This is a genomic window from Novosphingobium sp. CECT 9465, from assembly GCF_920987055.1.
GTDB lineage: Bacteria > Pseudomonadota > Alphaproteobacteria > Sphingomonadales > Sphingomonadaceae > Novosphingobium.
The window spans coordinates 3,031,269-3,047,195 of the sequence record NZ_CAKLBX010000001.1; the positions used below are offsets into that span (position 1 = coordinate 3,031,269).

Annotated in this window: 19 protein-coding genes; 8 read left to right on the forward strand and 11 right to left on the reverse strand. The window is 58.9% G+C overall.

Annotated features, from left to right (window positions below; genetic code table 11):
- Window positions 1–61: 61 nt before the first annotated feature.
- A complete protein-coding gene (locus LUA85_RS14790) occupies window positions 62–1,336 on the reverse strand; it encodes a hypothetical protein (RefSeq protein WP_371823694.1) in 1,275 nt (424 codons plus the stop codon).
- Window positions 1,337–1,385: 49 nt separating this feature from the next.
- Window positions 1,386–2,858, reverse strand: a complete 1,473-nt coding sequence (locus tag LUA85_RS14795; RefSeq protein WP_231471035.1) for a flippase — start codon at window positions 2,856–2,858, stop codon at window positions 1,386–1,388.
- Window positions 2,859–3,081: 223 nt separating this feature from the next.
- Here LUA85_RS14795 and LUA85_RS14800 point away from each other — a divergent pair, with 223 nt between their 5' ends.
- Window positions 3,082–4,209, forward strand: a complete 1,128-nt coding sequence (locus LUA85_RS14800) for a glycoside hydrolase family 99-like domain-containing protein (protein WP_231471036.1) — start codon at window positions 3,082–3,084, stop codon at window positions 4,207–4,209.
- A 122-nt stretch (window positions 4,210–4,331) separates the two neighbouring features.
- On the opposite strand, the gene LUA85_RS14805 is transcribed toward LUA85_RS14800, so the two are convergent.
- Together LUA85_RS14805 and LUA85_RS14810 are read right to left on the reverse strand one after the other, a co-directional pair.
- Entirely contained in the window at window positions 4,332–5,075 is a 744-nt protein-coding gene (locus LUA85_RS14805; protein ID WP_231471037.1) for an SGNH/GDSL hydrolase family protein, read from the reverse strand.
- Between the two features lie 44 nt (window positions 5,076–5,119).
- Complete coding sequence (locus LUA85_RS14810; RefSeq protein ID WP_231471038.1) at window positions 5,120–5,575, reverse strand: DapH/DapD/GlmU-related protein; 456 nt, start codon at window positions 5,573–5,575, stop codon at window positions 5,120–5,122.
- Window positions 5,576–5,713: 138 nt separating this feature from the next.
- Here LUA85_RS14810 and LUA85_RS14815 point away from each other — a divergent pair, with 138 nt between their 5' ends.
- Window positions 5,714–6,022 (forward strand): DapH/DapD/GlmU-related protein, encoded by a 309-nt coding sequence (locus LUA85_RS14815; protein WP_231471039.1) that lies wholly within the window; start codon window positions 5,714–5,716, stop codon window positions 6,020–6,022.
- An 83-nt stretch (window positions 6,023–6,105) separates the two neighbouring features.
- On the opposite strand, the gene rfbB is transcribed toward LUA85_RS14815, so the two are convergent.
- The 4 genes from rfbB to rfbA are packed head-to-tail and all read right to left on the reverse strand — an operon-like array spanning window position 6,106 to window position 9,458.
- Window positions 6,106–7,164: a dTDP-glucose 4,6-dehydratase gene (gene rfbB, locus LUA85_RS14820; protein ID WP_231471040.1), complete on the reverse strand. Its 1,059-nt coding sequence runs from the start codon at window positions 7,162–7,164 to the stop codon at window positions 6,106–6,108.
- The gene (gene rfbD / locus LUA85_RS14825) at window positions 7,157–8,014 is read right to left on the reverse strand and encodes a dTDP-4-dehydrorhamnose reductase (protein ID WP_231471041.1); all 858 of its coding nucleotides are present in this window, start codon (window positions 8,012–8,014) and stop codon (window positions 7,157–7,159) included. Before rfbD ends, rfbB begins: the two co-directional genes overlap by 8 nt.
- Window positions 8,011–8,556, reverse strand: a complete 546-nt coding sequence (rfbC, locus tag LUA85_RS14830; protein WP_231471042.1) for a dTDP-4-dehydrorhamnose 3,5-epimerase — start codon at window positions 8,554–8,556, stop codon at window positions 8,011–8,013. Before rfbC ends, rfbD begins: the two co-directional genes overlap by 4 nt.
- A gap of 5 nt (window positions 8,557–8,561) precedes the next feature.
- Window positions 8,562–9,458 (reverse strand): glucose-1-phosphate thymidylyltransferase RfbA, encoded by an 897-nt coding sequence (gene rfbA / locus LUA85_RS14835; RefSeq protein WP_231471043.1) that lies wholly within the window; start codon window positions 9,456–9,458, stop codon window positions 8,562–8,564.
- A 549-nt stretch (window positions 9,459–10,007) separates the two neighbouring features.
- Between rfbA and LUA85_RS14840 the strand changes: the two genes are divergently transcribed.
- The 4 genes from LUA85_RS14840 (at window position 10,008) to LUA85_RS14855 (ending at window position 12,856) form a co-directional block, all read left to right on the forward strand.
- Window positions 10,008–10,190 (forward strand): hypothetical protein, encoded by a 183-nt coding sequence (locus tag LUA85_RS14840; RefSeq protein ID WP_231471044.1) that lies wholly within the window; start codon window positions 10,008–10,010, stop codon window positions 10,188–10,190.
- 101 nt (window positions 10,191–10,291) lie between these two features.
- Window positions 10,292–10,549, forward strand: coding sequence for a hypothetical protein (locus LUA85_RS14845; protein ID WP_231471045.1), 258 nt, complete (start codon window positions 10,292–10,294; stop codon window positions 10,547–10,549).
- 256 nt (window positions 10,550–10,805) lie between these two features.
- Entirely contained in the window at window positions 10,806–12,149 is a 1,344-nt protein-coding gene (locus tag LUA85_RS14850; RefSeq protein ID WP_231471046.1) for an O-antigen ligase, read from the forward strand.
- A complete protein-coding gene (locus LUA85_RS14855) occupies window positions 12,146–12,856 on the forward strand; it encodes a hypothetical protein (RefSeq protein ID WP_231471047.1) in 711 nt (236 codons plus the stop codon). Before LUA85_RS14850 ends, LUA85_RS14855 begins: the two co-directional genes overlap by 4 nt.
- 28 nt (window positions 12,857–12,884) lie before the next feature.
- Here LUA85_RS14855 and LUA85_RS14860 read toward each other — a convergent pair whose 3' ends face one another.
- The 3 genes from LUA85_RS14860 to LUA85_RS14870 are packed head-to-tail and all read right to left on the reverse strand — an operon-like array spanning window position 12,885 to window position 14,719.
- Entirely contained in the window at window positions 12,885–13,436 is a 552-nt protein-coding gene (locus LUA85_RS14860) for an LptA/OstA family protein (protein ID WP_231471048.1), read from the reverse strand.
- Window positions 13,433–14,077: an LPS export ABC transporter periplasmic protein LptC gene (locus LUA85_RS14865; RefSeq protein ID WP_231471049.1), complete on the reverse strand. Its 645-nt coding sequence runs from the start codon at window positions 14,075–14,077 to the stop codon at window positions 13,433–13,435. Before LUA85_RS14865 ends, LUA85_RS14860 begins: the two co-directional genes overlap by 4 nt.
- A 24-nt stretch (window positions 14,078–14,101) precedes the next feature.
- Entirely contained in the window at window positions 14,102–14,719 is a 618-nt protein-coding gene (locus LUA85_RS14870; RefSeq protein ID WP_231471050.1) for a ribonuclease D, read from the reverse strand.
- 172 nt (window positions 14,720–14,891) lie between these two features.
- Between LUA85_RS14870 and LUA85_RS14875 the strand changes: the two genes are divergently transcribed.
- Together LUA85_RS14875 and ung are read left to right on the forward strand one after the other, a co-directional pair.
- A complete protein-coding gene (locus LUA85_RS14875) occupies window positions 14,892–15,176 on the forward strand; it encodes a DUF2061 domain-containing protein (RefSeq protein WP_231471051.1) in 285 nt (94 codons plus the stop codon).
- 46 nt (window positions 15,177–15,222) lie between these two features.
- A complete protein-coding gene (gene ung, locus LUA85_RS14880; protein WP_231471052.1) occupies window positions 15,223–15,906 on the forward strand; it encodes a uracil-DNA glycosylase in 684 nt (227 codons plus the stop codon).
- The last annotated feature ends 21 nt before the right edge of the window (window positions 15,907–15,927 follow it).

The following is a 15,927-nucleotide window of genomic DNA, read 5'->3' on the forward strand; positions in this document are numbered from 1 at the left end:
GGCTGGCAGGGCGGTAGATGAGGACGGGGGTGCCCGGCTTGACCGGCACCCCCCTTTTCCATCACGAGGGTTCCAGGCCGAGTTCCGCGCGCATTTCCGCAACAAGCTCGGCGAGGAAAGGGTACTGATCCTGGCGGACGTAATCGTCGTTGGAACAGGCCGTCACCGGCGCACCGTATTCGTTGCAGGCGCGCGCAAGCGCTTGGGCCAGTTCGATGTCTGCAATCGAGCGAATCGAGCGAATGTTGGGATGGAACGATGAAAGGTCCTTCCCGAAGTAACCGTTGGTTATGGTCCTGAGACCCATGTGCGCCATTTCGAGAGGCGGGTAGCTTGGGTGTGGCGAGGCCATCAAGCTCAAACCGACGGAACTCGACAGGAGCATGGCGGCATAATCGTCGAGCGACAGCTTCCCAACGGAATTGACGGTTCTGCCGACGCCAAGATCGATCGGCTTGTGCGCGGTTCCTGCTGAAACCAGTTCCCAGTCGGAAAACTCAGGATAATCACGCACCCAGCGCCGAAGCCCGCGCACGATAGCGGGGAAGCAATTGCGCGCAATTCCCGGACGACCGTAGATGAGGATGCGTTTCTGCCGCTCACTCTTCGCCACGCCATCAAGATAAGGGCGCAGCTTGTCGCTGATCACCGGTTCGAACACAAAGGCACGCTCTGCCCGGTGCCCCAGTTTTTCGAAGTACCAATGCAGATTCGAGCTGTTGAAAACGCCCCACAGACGTTCGGTCAGATCATACGCCTCACGGGTCAGCATGTGCGCCGATGAGAACGGATAGAGGTGCGGCTCGTACTCCTGGATGAGAAAAATCATCGGTCGCACCGGTTGGCGATAGTGTTCTGCCTGCTGCCTGATCAGACGCTGAAGATTCAAGGTCATCCATGTGCTGTAACTGATGAACAGATCATGTGTCCGGACCGGAATAGCCTGATCCATGGCGCTGACCTGCAACAGTGAAAACCGACCCGCAGGCAAGCCATGGCGCTTCGCACGCTCGGTCAATATTCCGAAATCAGTTTCACGATCCGGCTCAGCCAGAATGACCCGGAGATCGATATCGGTAGTCCCGCACAGACTTGCGGCAAGTTCGAGGAAGATGTCGATGCCGGTCACCACGCCTCCAAAGGCCGTCGATGCAGTGAGGTTCGGAATGACAAAATTGAGCCTCGGCCTTGCAGACCGATCTTCGACCAATCGATAGACAGCCAGCACGATATCGTCGATCGGCGGTGGCAAGGTGCGCTCCCGGACGTCCTTGACGAACTTCTTCAACCGAACCGGCATTAGCCGTTTCATCGACGCCCGGACCGCCCCACTCATTGCTCGACTCCATCAACGTATTGGAATGCTGCACTTAGCAGCAACTGTTTCACAACGATCTCGCGCGGAGCACCGGGATGCTGCGGATTATAGGCAGGGCCTGAAGCTGAGACCGCACGGCAAGTGGCATCTGCACGAGCGCGAAGACCGCTGCGACCGACGCAATTGAAACACCCGTTGCCAATGAAGAGACCCACGTCTGAAACGCCTGCCCTGCGAAAATCGAAGAGAGAACCAGAAGGCCCGGCACGCCAAGGCGTATCAGAAGGTCTTTGCTCCAGATCCTGGCAGACAGCATCAGCAAAAGGCAATCGACAGCGCAGCGCAGCGAAAACGCAGCCGCAATGCCGATCAGCCCGAACTTCATGTGCAGCAGATAAAGCGCCGCTGTATAAAGCGGCAGTTCGATCACATGGAGAAGCGCCGTGTATCTGGGGTTTCCGCGTGCCTGGATATAGGCGTAAGGGACGCTGGCGATTGCGTTCGTCCAGAAACCTGCCAGTACGATCTGGCCAATGATGATCGACTGCCGATCAAGCGCGTTTCCGATCCACACATCGAGAAGCGGCGCGGCAAGACAGGCAAGACCAATCACCATCGGGGCGTAGATCTGCCCGATTAGCACGGTCGAATCCCTGCACCGGTCAAGCGAACGCTCTACCGAATCCGCCGCGAATCGGGGGAACAGGACCTGCGAAATCGCCAACGGAAACATCACCGTGCGGCTGGCGATCTGGAAGGGTACCGCATAGATCGCAACGGCTGCAGTGCCAATCGTCGCGCCGATCACGAAGCGATCTGCCATCGTCATCATCGGGCCGACGATCATGGTCAGCATGATCCAGATGCCGAAAGTAAACAGGTGGCGAAACTCGCTCCATGTGGCTGAAAACGGCTCGTCACGCAAGAAAGTGATCCACGCCCCAGCACCTACGATGACAAGTCCGATGATCCGGCCCGCCAGTGCGGCGGCGATGAGGTCCGTCAGGTTGCCGCCGATGAAAAAGGCAACGCCCAGCGGCAGGACCTGCATTGCGATCGAACTGGTGAGATTCCCAAAGGAAACCAGCTTGAACCGTTCCAGACCCATCAGCGCCCCTGCGAATGTGCTGGAAATGGCGATGACCGGAATGCACAATGCAAGATACCAGCGTGACGCCATCATCTCTGCCCGCAGGCCAGCCTCCACCTTGAGAGGGCCTGCAAAGAAGTAACTGGACGCGGCATAGACAAGGGCCCCGCTGACCAGACTGAACAGGATCACGCCACAGACAGCGGACCATACGGCAGCAACGCGTTCCTTGCGCGCATCCTGTCCGAGTGCTGAAATCCTTTGGGTGATGGCGCGGGCAATCCCGAAATCGGCCTGCCCGAAATACCCCAGGAGCAGCCATCCGATCATCAGTGCACCGTAGCGCTCGCTACCGATGAGCTTAAGGTAAATCGGCACGGTTACGATGCTGACAAATGCCGGCACTGCTGCACTGATGATGCTGTAGACGGCATTCATGGCCAACCGCATGGAGTCTCCTGTAAATCCCGACGCAGCACCGCAACTGTCAAAGCACCTGCAGCAAGAGCATCCGAGGTTTCCACCCATTCTCGTAACGCATTGCCGGTCCGCAGCATTTGACAGCCAAAGCCACGGCTCAATCGCAGCTTTCACGTGAAATCCCTATGGGTTTTTCCAATACCTTGTGCTAGCCCTATTTTGCAATGCAGCATGCGGGGCAGTCTCAGAAATCATGGATCCGAACATTGCCAACGACGACGTCAAAGCCATCGCGATTCACCTCCCGCAGTATCATCCGGTGCCAGAAAACGATGCCTGGTGGGGCAAAGGCTTTACCGAATGGACGAATGTGACGAGGGCCCGTCCCCTGTTTCCCCGACATCCGCAGCCTCATCTCCCCGCAGACCTCGGCTTTTACGACATGCGCCTGCCCGAAACGCGCGATGCCCAAGCAGCGCTGGCACGCGAGTATGGCATATCTGCCTTTTGCTACTATCACTACTGGTTCGGCGGCAAACGCATTCTGGAGCGCCCCGTCAACGACATCGTCGCATCGGGCAAGCCGGATTTTCCGTTTTGCCTGTGCTGGGCAAACGAGAACTGGACACGGACCTGGGATGGTCAGGACACGTCGGTCCTGCTGGCCCAGAATTACGGACCGGAAGACGACGCCGCGCACTTCGCCGCATTGCTGCCGGTCTTCTCGGATTCCCGTTACCTTCGCGTGGACGGGAAGATTGCGTTCTTCGTCTATCGCCCCGATCAACTGCCCGACGCAAGATCGACCACGGACAACTGGCGTGATCTTGCGCGCAAGGCCGGATTGGGCGAAATTTTTCTGGGCGCATTCATGACGTCGCCCTTCGATATGGAAGCGGGTGGTTTTGACGTCGCGGTCGAATTTGCGCCAAACAAATATACAGCGCCTTCTTCGACCGGAATACGGCGTCTGCTGACACGTATCTGGTGCCGCATGTTCGCGAGGATTCGTGGCGCACGGCAAGCAGCAATCCATCTGTACGATGATCTCGCCAGCAGCATGGCCTCCAGTTCGCCGCCGACAGGAGTCGCGCCCGATCGCTGGCTGCGTTGTGTAACGCCTGGCTGGGACAATTCGGCACGCAAGAAAATCCGCCCGCTGATATTCATCGGAGCCACGCCTGAGCGCTATGGTCGCTGGCTGCGCGAGATGGTTTCATGGACAAGGAAGAATGCACCGGCAGGGCGCCGCTTCGTCTTCATCAACGCGTGGAACGAATGGGCCGAAGGGAACCACCTTGAGCCGGATCAGCGTACAGGCCATGCCAATCTCAAAGCCACGGCGCAGGCAATAGCTGATGGAAATCGCGAAGATATCTGAAGCGGCAGTGCAGGGATTCTCCAAGTCAGTCAAACTGACCCTTTGCCATTAATCAGCACGCCATCGCATTTTCAGATGCTGGCTTGCTGGGAGCTGTGACGGCGCTGCGCCTCACCGGCAAATCAGTCGGCAGGATCGTGCGTTGAGACGTCCACTGCAATGTCGTTATGCCGAACGCCGATCCTGATGTTTTGGATCAGCCAGGCACTCAATTGCTCATGTCCCGAAACGCTTAGATGCAAGCCATCATAACCGAGCGCGGGTTTCTTGATCCCGTTACGGTTGAATGCGGCAACGGGATCAAGGAAACTTACATTTGCGTCAATCGCCGCTTGCCGCGCAGCAAAACGGTATGGGGCGACCCGGCGTTCCATCGCGGACGAACCAGTCGGCAACGGCGCCAGGATCAAGGTGCGCGCACCTATGTTTTCGAATTTGCGGGCAAGTTCGGCAAGCTTCATCTGATAGACGTGTGTCGGTACTCGTTCTCGCTTTGCCATCCACCCTCGGGGAGCGGCATCGTTGGTCCCGTAAACCAGGATGACGAGATCACCGGGATGTGTTCCTGTCAGCCAGCGTTTCATACCTAGGGAAATCGTATCGCCGCCGAAGCTGCGAACTACAACTTCGACGGTCGGCCCGATGCTTCGTCGGAGCAAGGTTGGCAAGGAGCGGGCATCATCGATCGGTGGCCGACTGCGCACGTTGCTGTCGCCTTGGAGGATGAGGCTCGCTCCCTTGGGGACAATAAGAGGAAATGTGCCTGCCGGCGGCAAGGATGCATGCCCAACTATCTGGCTTCCGCCAACCTGCCAATGCGGTCTCTCGCCAGATTGCCACCCGACAAAGGGCAATGCGATTGCCATGCCCACAGCCATGACCGACATACGCCGCATCTCGCCCTGAAATCCTATATCTCGTTCTTCCGCATATTCAATGTTGCGTATGACAGGCGCCCGTACCGGCCAACTTCTATATCCCGCTTGACGATCCGGGCAGGGTTCCCCGCCACGGCACATCGATCGGGAACGTCATCAAACACGACCGATCCCGCACCGACAATCACTTCGTTTCCAATCGTCACACCCGGCATAATGATAGAGCCTCCGCCGATAAAGCACCGTCGGCCGATGGTGATGCGCTTGGCAGTTCCGAAAGTATCGCGTGCAATGATAAGGCATTTCAGTGCCACTAGTGTTTCGGCTCCGATCCTGATGTCACCCTTCCCGCCTCCGACAAGCGTTGCCGAAGTTGAGACCGTGCTGGTTCGATCAATTATTGCCCCATGGCGCCACTGCAACCAATTCTGGCGTAGATTAAGGACTACGGCCCGCACTGTCCAAAAATCATTCAGATCAAGCGCCATACATGAAAAGCCTGTTGTCTGTTGCTTCTGGCCTGCCCTGAAGATACATCAGTTTCCTGCATGTCAAAGACTTCAAAACACAGGCGACGCAGCTTCAGCCAGAGGTTGCGGCATGTTTTTCAGACACGGTTCTGGAAAATGGACATTCATCCATCCGCCTGGATTTCAACGTCGGCCTATGTCGACCGCACCAACCCGCGCGGCATCCACATTGCCGCCGGTTGCGTGATAGATCACGCGGCGGTAATCCTGTCACACGACATGACGCGCGGCATCCGCCCCCATACCCGAATTGGTGAAAATGCAGTCATCGGCGCCCGCGCGATCATCATGCCCGGAGTCAGCATCGGTGCGGATTGCGAAGTGCTGCCAGGCGCGGTCGTTACCAAGGATGTGCCCCCTGGCAGACGCGCGCTTGGCAACCCGGCCACTCTTTCGGAAGACTGAAACCTTCCGCCGGCACGGTCGGGTACGATTGCTTGCCTTGGTGCGCGGGATGATGCCCGATGCGCCACAAGGCGACACTTTCTTCAGCTTTTTTTGAGCAGCGGCACCCACCAGTCTTCATTATCGAGATACCAGCGCAGGGTGCTACGCAGGCCGGTTTCGAAATCATGCTGCGGCACATAACCCAGTTCCGTGCGGGCTTTCGTCTCGTCAATGGCATAGCGGCGATCATGCCCCTTGCGATCTTCGACAAACGTCTTCAATTCAGACGTCGGGCGCCCTTTGGCTGCCGGAGCATCGGGGTAGCGTGCGGCAAGACCCGGAATTTCTACAAACGCAAGATCGACTTCGGCACAGATGCGATCAATGACTGCCATGTTGCGGAGTTCTTCACCTCCGCCGATGTTGTAAGTCTCGCCCGCCTTGCCATTCATCAGCGTCGCTTCGATGCCACGACAATGGTCTTCGACGTAAAGCCAGTCGCGCACATTCATCCCATCGCCGTAGATCGGCAGAGACTTGCCCGATAGCGCGTTCAGGATGAACAGCGGAATCAGCTTTTCCGGGTAATGATAAGGCCCGTAGTTGTTGGAGCAGTTGGTGGTGGTTACCTGCAGCCCGTAGGTATGGTGATAGGCACGGACGAGGTGATCCGACGCCGCCTTGGACGCCGAATAGGGCGAATTCGGCTGGTACTGCGTCGTCTCCGAAAATGCCGCATCATCCGGTCCAAGCGAGCCATAGACTTCGTCGGTCGAGATATGATGGAAACGATGTTCGCGCCCGCCGTTGGCGCCCAGCCAAACCGACCGGGCCGCCTTGAGCAAGCTGTTCGTGCCCAGGATGTTGGTATCGATGAATGCGTCAGGGCCACTGATCGAACGATCGACGTGGCTTTCAGCAGCAAAATGCACGATGGTGGCGATGTCGCGCTCGCGCAGCAGCTTTTCGACCAGATCGGTGTCGCGAATGTCGCCAACAACCAGTTCGGCCTGCTCGACATCGGCAATTGTCGATTCATTGCCTGCATATGTCAGGCAATCCAGCACGATCACGCTGTCGTCCGGGTGGGATTTGCCCCAGTAGTGAACGAAGTTGCCGCCGATGAAACCGGCGCCGCCGGTGACAAGCAGGTTAGCCAAGTGCCTTTTCCTCTTCGAGCATGAGCCGCAGGTTCGTGCGCCAATGAATGTTTTCGTCACCCAGCGCCGCGCGTGTTTCGGTCACGTCCAGGACGGAAAATGACGGTCGTCTGGCCGGAACGGGATATTCGGATGTTGAAATCGGGACTATCCGTGGCAACCGGGCGAGCAGCCCCGCCGCCAATGCTTCCTCGCCGATCGCCACGGCAAAATCGTACCAGCTGGCAACGCCGGCATCGCGGTGATGCCAGATCCCCGGCCTGTCCGCCAAGGCAAGCCCCCATAGTGTGCGCGCAAGCCCGGTGGCCCAGGTCGGCGAACCGATCTGGTCTCCTACGACCCGCAGTTCATCGCGCTCACGCATCAAGCGCAGCATGGTCCGCACAAAATTTGCGCCACCCGCAGCATAGACCCAGCTGGTCCGCACGATTATGGAATCTTCACCCGCAGCAATCTCGCCATCGGCCTTGCTGGCACCATAGATGGATTGTGGGTTGCGCGTATCGCCAGGCTTGTAGCCGGTCCCACTGGTGCCGTCGAAAACGAAGTCGGTCGATACAGTGACCAGCCGCCCGCCGGTTTTGGCCAGCGCCTCGGCAAAAGCACCCGGTGCACGTGCATTGATGGCATAGGCCAGGTCTTGCTCGCTCTCCGCCCGGTCAACCGCAGTGTAGGCGGCGGAATTAAGCACGAGATCGGGCTTCTCGGCATCGACGATCCGCGCAATCGCATCGGCATCGCTCAGGTCCAGAGCGGCGCGGTCCAGCGCCACGCAAGTCCAGCCTTCCGGGCAAGTGCGCAACAGTGCACTGCCGACCTGCCCGTTAACCCCGGTGACTAATGCCTTCATGCGAAAGCCTGAACCTTGTCCAGCGAAAGACCTGCGGCATCCTTTGCGGAGATCTGCGGCTGAATGTCGCCAAGCGGCCATTCAATACCCACTGCAGGATCGTCCCACGCAAGGCTCGCTTCATTCTGCGGCGCATAGGGCGCAGTGCATTTGTACAGGAAATCCGTGTCGTCTTCCAGAGTCAGGAAGCCGTGAGCGAAGCCTTCGGGCACCCAGAACATCCGCTTGTTTTCAGCAGACAGGGTCACCCCGGTCCATTTTCCGAACGTCGGCGAGGAACGGCGCAAATCCACAGCCACGTCGTAAACGGCACCTCGCACCACCCGCACCAGTTTCCCTTGCGGCTCAGGATTCTGAAAATGCATTCCGCGCAGAACGCCCTTTTTCGAGCGGCTGTGGTTATCCTGCACAAATTGCAGATTCAACCCGGCTTGCGCGAAGGCTGCGTTATTCCACGTTTCAAGAAAGAACCCCCGCTCATCGCCGAAAACCTTGGGCTCAATGATGAGAGGGCCGGGAATGTTGCATTCAATGATGTTCATCGAATTTATCCCTGAACAATCAGATTCAAAAGATATTCACCGTAGCCCGATTTGCGCAAAGGCTGGGCGATCGCCTCAAGCTTGGCGTCATCAATGAAGCCCTGCCGCCAGGCGATTTCTTCAGGACAGCAGATTTTCAGGCCCTGCCGCTCTTCGGTGATGCGGACATAGGCCGCAGCATCGAGCAACGATCCGTGCGTTCCGGTATCCAGCCAAGCGAAGCCTCTGCCCATGATTTCGACCGACAACTGGCCTTCTTCCATGTACAGCCGGTTCAGGTCAGTGATCTCAAGTTCGCCGCGCGGCGAAGGCTTGAGATCACGAGCGCGATCAACCACCGTTTCATCATAGAAGTACAGGCCCGTAACCGCGTAGTTGGATTTGGGCTGCGTCGGCTTTTCCTCGATCGACATCGCGCGACCGCTCTCGTCGAATGCCACCACACCATAAGCCTGAGGATTGTTGACCCGATAGGCAAAGACACTGGCTCCGGTGCTGTTTGCGTTAGCATTGCACAGCAGTTCGGGAAGGCCATGGCCGTAGAAAATGTTATCGCCCAAGACCAGTGCGCTTGGGTTTCCGCCCACGAAATCCGCACCGATATGAAATGCCTGAGCAAGGCCATCCGGTGTCGGCTGCACAGCGTAAGTCAGCGAAATGCCGAAATCCGACCCATCGCCAAGTACACGCTGAAACTGCGCAGCATCATCAGGCGTGGTAATGATCAGGATATCCTGAATTCCGGCGAGCATGAGCGTGCTCAAAGGATAATAGATCATGGGCTTGTCGAAGACCGGCATGAGCTGCTTCGATACACCACGCGTCAGCGGATAAAGGCGTGTGCCAGAGCCGCCTGCAAGAATAATCCCTTTCCGTGGCGAACGGGCTGTGGTGATATTCACTTTCCGCGAAACTCCTGCTCAACACCAAATGAAGCCTGATATTTCAAGCCCTTGAAAATATGCCACCACCAGGCCCAAGATGCATTACCTGCATCGATCCCGGCAGACATATTACCGAAAATCCGCCTGAATCACTCCAATATGGGCGCTGCATTGCAGTATAAATTGCGCAGGTCAACCTTGAACCGTAGGGCCACAAACGGCCTGTCGGCCGAGCTACGGCAAGCTGCCGTGCGGGTGGTTCAGGCAAGGTATGGAGAAGTCGGCATATCGTATTTTTCAGCCTTTTGGCGGATTATTCCAAAGACATTTCATCGCCCTCGCATCCGTTCGCGAGTTTAAACTCGCGATTGCGACAACCCGATTATTGCGCAGCGTCCGTCTTCACGTTTTCCATGCATCCCGCCCCCCCACATCCGAAACGCGGCCATAAACGCGGCCTTTGGTTTCGAGCGCCCAACACCCGATCACAACCTGACGCTGCAGCGCAACATGTAATGGCTTGATGCTGCAAATGACGATGCAAAAATTCATGCAGCGCAACAGCCAATGACGAATTTCGCCCGCCAAAGTGCAAAAGTGAATGCTTCATTAACCAAACCATTGCGAGCCGAAGTGCACGCGAGGGTTGCAATTTCCCCGCCGCTCGATTGCCACAATGCAATTAAGATATTGTTTTTATGTCATTTTATTGCCACCATGCGTCCCACTGCGATCTCAGAAAATGGCTAAGTGGTTCTACTTATCTTTTAGTTGCGAATCATTTTGCGTTGCGGTATGACTGTCAGTCGAGAGGGCGGTACACGGAAGCGATACTGCTTAGGAGATTGACCATGAAGTTTTCTAACATTGCTGCGGCACTCGTTGCTTCGTCGCTGCTGATGGCCCCGATCGCTGCCCAGGCCGGCACTCGTGCAAGCGAATCTGCTGTATATCCTGCTGCCAGCTATTCAGCGAACCGTGCTTCGGCTGCTGTTTCTGAAGAAAACGAGCTTGCTCCTTCGGCCCTGATCATCATCCTGCTGGCCGGCGGAGCTGCTGCTTTCGGCATTGCCAAGGCTGTTGACTCGAAGTCGAACGGCGCAGACTGATCCGCGCTTGACGGAATCAAACCCGGTCACCAGCAATGGTGGCCGGGTTTTCCGTGTCTGCACTTATCGCAGGCACATCCCACGCGGTGGGTTCTCGATGCAGGTATCGTGGTTTTGACCGCCAGGTCGATCAATCCTCACCGGATGCCCCTTGATACACTCCGCAGCAATCGCACATCGCGCCCGCATCGGTCGATCGGCCCGCTTCTGGCCAGATTTCCTTGACCACGCGCGCTAAGCCGGTCAATCACGCGTCATGTTCAAAACTCGGGTCAGCCAGCTAGTCGCTCTATTGATCCTGGCAGCTTTGTTTGGCGGTGGCGGTGTCGCTTACGGCCTTTCAAACCTCGTCGTGCAGCTTGCCGCATTGCTGGTGCTGTCCCTGAATTTCACATCAGTGCGCGACTTTGCCGTGTACGGTCCGCGCGCGTTGACAGCGCTTGTCGTCGTCTCGCTCGCCGTTCCTCTTATCCAGCTTTTGCCGCTTCCGCCCTCCATCTGGACAGAGATGCCTGGACGAGCGCTGGTCAGGGACGCCCTTGCCAGCGTCGGCGCTGGCGACATGTGGTTTACGACGACGGTCAGTCCCTATCGTACACTTGTCGCCCTCATCGGCCTGATCGCGCCATTTGCCGTGATTACCACCGGCTGGCGCCTCGGTGGAGACAGACTTCACCGGGTCATGCAGGTGGTGGTTGCGCTTGGCCTCCTGAATGTCACTCTGGGCGTGGTGCAAGTACTGGGCGGCGGCGGAACTGGTGTCCTTTATCCTGAAAACGAGATGCCCGGTGTATTGTTCGGATTCTTCGCCAATCGCAATTCTACCGGCCTGTTCCTTGTCTGCTGCCTCATCCTGCTAGCAGCCCTGCCATCAGGCAAATCACGAACGATGGGTGGTCTCACGCATCTGCTCGCTGCGGTCATGCTCGCGCTCGGTGTAATCCTCACCCAGTCGCGTACCAGCATTGTCATGCTTGCGCTCCCGCTTGCACTCGCCATCTTCCGCGCCATATCGGGGCGGATGGGGAAGTCCGATGCCGGATCCGTCGCCACCTCGCGCGCGCTGCTCGTTGCAGGCCTCGCGATTGCGGCACTGGCGTCAGTGATACCAATGATTGGCGAATCCCGCTTGGGAACGGCGCTGGCGCGCTTCGAAAACGTGGATGACCAGCGCGCCCTGATCTGGGACGACGCGACTTATACCGCGCAGCGATATTGGCCGATCGGTTCGGGCATGGCCACGTTCGACGAAGTGTTTCAAGCCGACGAATCGCTTGAATACATCTCCCCGCGCAAGGCCGGACGTGCACACAACGATTATCTCGAACTGGCAATCGAAGCTGGCGTCTTCGGGCTGGCTGTTGTCGCCGCGTGGGCGCTATGGATCGCATTTTCGGCATGGCGGGCAATTTCGACGGCACAACGCTGGCCTGCTCTGGCAGGAACCGGGGTGATGCTGGCCATCGCCCTGCAATCTGCACTGGACTATCCCTTGCGCAACCACACCATGCTTTGCATGGCCGCCTTGGCCATCGTGCTGATCGCCCCTCCGGGCAGGCGCAAGCCTTCCGACGCGAACGGGCAGGAGCCAGTGACATGATCCGCTATATCTGGATCGCAGTTATGGTCACGTTGGCTGTTCTTGCCGCCGGCTTGCAGCTTGACCGGCAGGCGCGTCGCCAGCCGGAACTCGCACCGCTGGTTCCGGCGCCATTCCGCAGCTTCGCGCTTGAACGCCAGACGATTTCGACAGTCCGCGCCGACTCCCCTGTCAAAGCACTGCGGAACGCGCGCCTGCTGGTCGAACGACGCCCGGTCCCGTCCGAACATCTTTCGCTGCTCGCGATCGCCGAAGTGCGCAACGGCAATGAAGCAGGGGCGGCTTTGATCGTGCAGCAAGCCGCCCGGCGCGGCTGGCGCGATTCGATCGCACAACAGGCCATGTTCGACATTGCACTGAACGCCGGCGATATGGCCGAAGCATCGCGCCGTGTTGCCGCACTATGGGCGATGCGCGAAGATCAGGTTCCGGTCGCCGATTTCACCGCCCGACTGCTTGCCACACCACAAGGGCGTTCGGCCATGGCCGAAATGCTCACCACCGGAGGCCGCTGGGAACGAGCATTTCTGGCAGGCGGGATCGATCTGCCGCCCGCCACCTTCGCGGCGACCATCAACGAAGCTGCGGCGCGTGGCGCGCGGCTCGATTGTCTGATGCTGGATCGTCTGAAAGGCGCCTATGTGCCGAAACATTTGGAAAACGAAGCCGCGATTATCGAAAAGGCCCGGTTGACCTGCCAGCGCTGACTGTTCGGTTCGGCCAGCACCACGCGCGTCAGTTGCGCTTGCGCACGTTGAACGTGCCCGAAACCCGGCCCGCGGCAGAACCCGCGCCCGAACCTGACCGTCCATCCACGCTGGAAAGACCGGAATCGAGATCGATGACCAGACGTCCGCCGTTCAAGGTATCCCCGCCACGCCGCAGCGCGACGTTTCCGGTCATGGTGATGATGTTGCGATCGAAATCATAGACTGCCACGTCACCGCGCGCGCTTTCGCTGCCGCGCGTCACCTGAACGCCGCCGGTCGCGTCGATCCGGTCGATCTGAATGCTACCAGCGTCGGTATAGGCGACAGTGGTGCGCGCAGCCCGCATGCGCAGGTCGGTTTGGGAGATATCGACATTGCCGGAAAGCACCACGCGCTTGGCCTTGTCCTGCACTTCGATACGATCGGCCAGATAATTGACCGGGGCGTCGCTGTCATGGCTGGCAATGCCCTGCGCCGAAAGGTGCTGCGCCCCGGCCACCAGCGCGGTCGATACGGCAAAACCCAATGCGGCCATGCGCAACGGGCGGGCGGAACGGATGATTTCGATCATGGTCATGGCATCTTCATCCTGCCCGGCACCATGCGGAGGCGGGCATTTCCTTCCAGTGTAACGGATCGTTCCGACAAGTCTGCGCTTATCGTGTCGGCCGAGAATGTTCCAGCCGGAATGCGGCCCTCCACCGGCCCGCGGCTTTTCAGGCGCTTCGCACCTAAATCGATGTCGACATTGGTTGCGGTCATACGATAGCCGTCTGCCGTCTGGAAATTGATCGGGCCGACGATGTCGACGATCTCCTTGCCAAAATCGTAGTTGCCCTTGCCCGCCGTCAACAACGCGGGGCCATCATCAAGGAGGATGCGCGCGGTCAACTGGTCCAGTTCGATCGTCGGCACGGTCCGCGTACGTTGCACGGCCGAACCGGCCGTAATCGAAAAGCTGCGGCCATCATCGTCCTGACCGCGATACATCGCGCTGGAAAGCTTCATGCGATCTTCCAGGACCGCCACCTTGCGACGATCGAGCAGGAAGCTGATCTCTCCGCGCGGCGAAAGCGGTGAAATGATCATGATTGCCAGCATCGCGCCAACGGCAGCGGGCAGCGCACGCGCCAGAAAATGGACCAGACGATCGTGAAAGCCCCCAGGCGCGGCTGAGCCTTGACGCTTCGAACGGATGATGTCGGCCTGCACGGTCATCGTGGGGGGGTTATCCCTAGCGCATTACTCGTGGCTGAAGATGTCACGCTCGGCCCAGCCTGCAAGATCCAGGCGGGCGCGCATCGGCAGGAAATCGAAGCAGGCCTGCGCGATGGCGGTGCGGCCTTCGCGTTCCAGCCGCTCGACAAGGATAGCATGCATCGCATGCAGGTGCCGCACGTCGGATGCGGCATATTCCTGCTGTGCATCGGTCAGTGTTGGCGCGCCCCAGTCGCTCGATTGCTGCTGCTTGGAAATTTCCTTGCCCAGCAATTCGCGCACAAGGTCCTTGAGGCCATGGCGGTCGGTATAAGTGCGCACCAGCTTGGATGCGATCTTGGTGCAGAACACCGGCGCCGCGGTCACGCCAAGATAATGTTCGACGGCTGCAAGATCGAAGCGTGCAAAATGATACAGCTTCAACCGTTCGGGATCTGCCAGCACTGCCTTGAGGTTCGGTGCAGCGAAATCGTTGCCGGGTGAAAAGCGCACAAGATGTTCGTCGCCCCGTCCGTCCGAAATCTGGACCACGCAAAGGCGGTCACGCGGGGTGATAAGGCCCATCGTTTCCGTATCTACAGCCACCGGGCCAGGAGCAAGAACGCCCTCAGGCAGATCATTTTCATGCAAGTAAACAGCCATGCCTAGCGCTTAGGCGCTCACCGGGTGTGTCGCAAGCGTTCAGTCCCCCGACATGGGCCGAACTGCGTGTGCGGCACGAAATCAGGGTGGACAGACCCGGCAAAACGCCCGAAACGACAGCCGGGCGCTGCCGCAATTGCTCAAACGCGGCGCGCAATGGGGGAATGTCTGGATGATCCTGTTCAACGGGCACGAAGCGCACACCCGCTCGGTCGTCAAGGCGATCAGCTGGCGGACGCTCGGCAGTATCGATACGTTCGTGCTGAGCTGGCTGTTTACCGGCAGCGCCAAGGCCGCAGGCGCCATCGCCGGAACCGAGGTCATCACCAAGATCGGCCTTTACTACTTCCATGAACGCGTGTGGAGTTCCATCCACTGGGGAACCCGGCGCGAATCCATCGCCGTAAGCGACCTGCCGGTTCGCGACGAACCGGACGCCGCAGTCTTGCCCGGCTAACGCCGCCCTTGCTTCGTGCGACCACAACCGCCAGATCTGCCATGCGATGACAGCCTCCACCCTGCCTCCATCATGGCGTCCGGCGCTCGAACCAATCCTGCGATCGCCACCGCTGCGCGCGCTTGGCGCCTTCCTTCAGGCCGAAGAGCGCAGCGGGAAGACAATCTATCCTCCGCGCGGGCAAAGGCTGGCTGCGCTGGAACTGACCCCGCTTGACCGGGTGCGCGTGGTGATCCTGGGGCAGGACCCCTATCATGGCTCCGGGCAGGCCCATGGTCTTGCCTTCTCGGTCCGCCCCGGCATCAAGGTGCCGCCCAGTCTCGTCAACATCTACAAGGAGCTTGAGAGCGATCTCGGCCTGCCGCGCCCTGCCCATGGCAACCTGACGCATTGGGCGGAGCAAGGTGTGCTGCTGCTCAACAATGCGCTCACGGTGGAAGCCGCCAACGCAGGCGCGCACCAGAACCGGGGGTGGGAACACTTTACCGACGCCGCCATCGCCGCCGTTGCGGCGCGCGCCGAACCGAGCGTATTCATGTTGTGGGGCAGCCATGCGCAGAAGAAGGCGGCGCGTGTTTCAGGGCTGTCAGATGGACCGCACCTTGTGCTCAAGGCGCCCCACCCCAGCCCGCTTTCGGCCTACAACGGCTTCTTCGGGTGCCGCCATTTCAGCCAGGCCAATGCATTCCTCGAAGCCCACGGGCGCGGGACCATAGACTGGCAGGTCTGACCAAGGGAAAAGGCGGTCCTA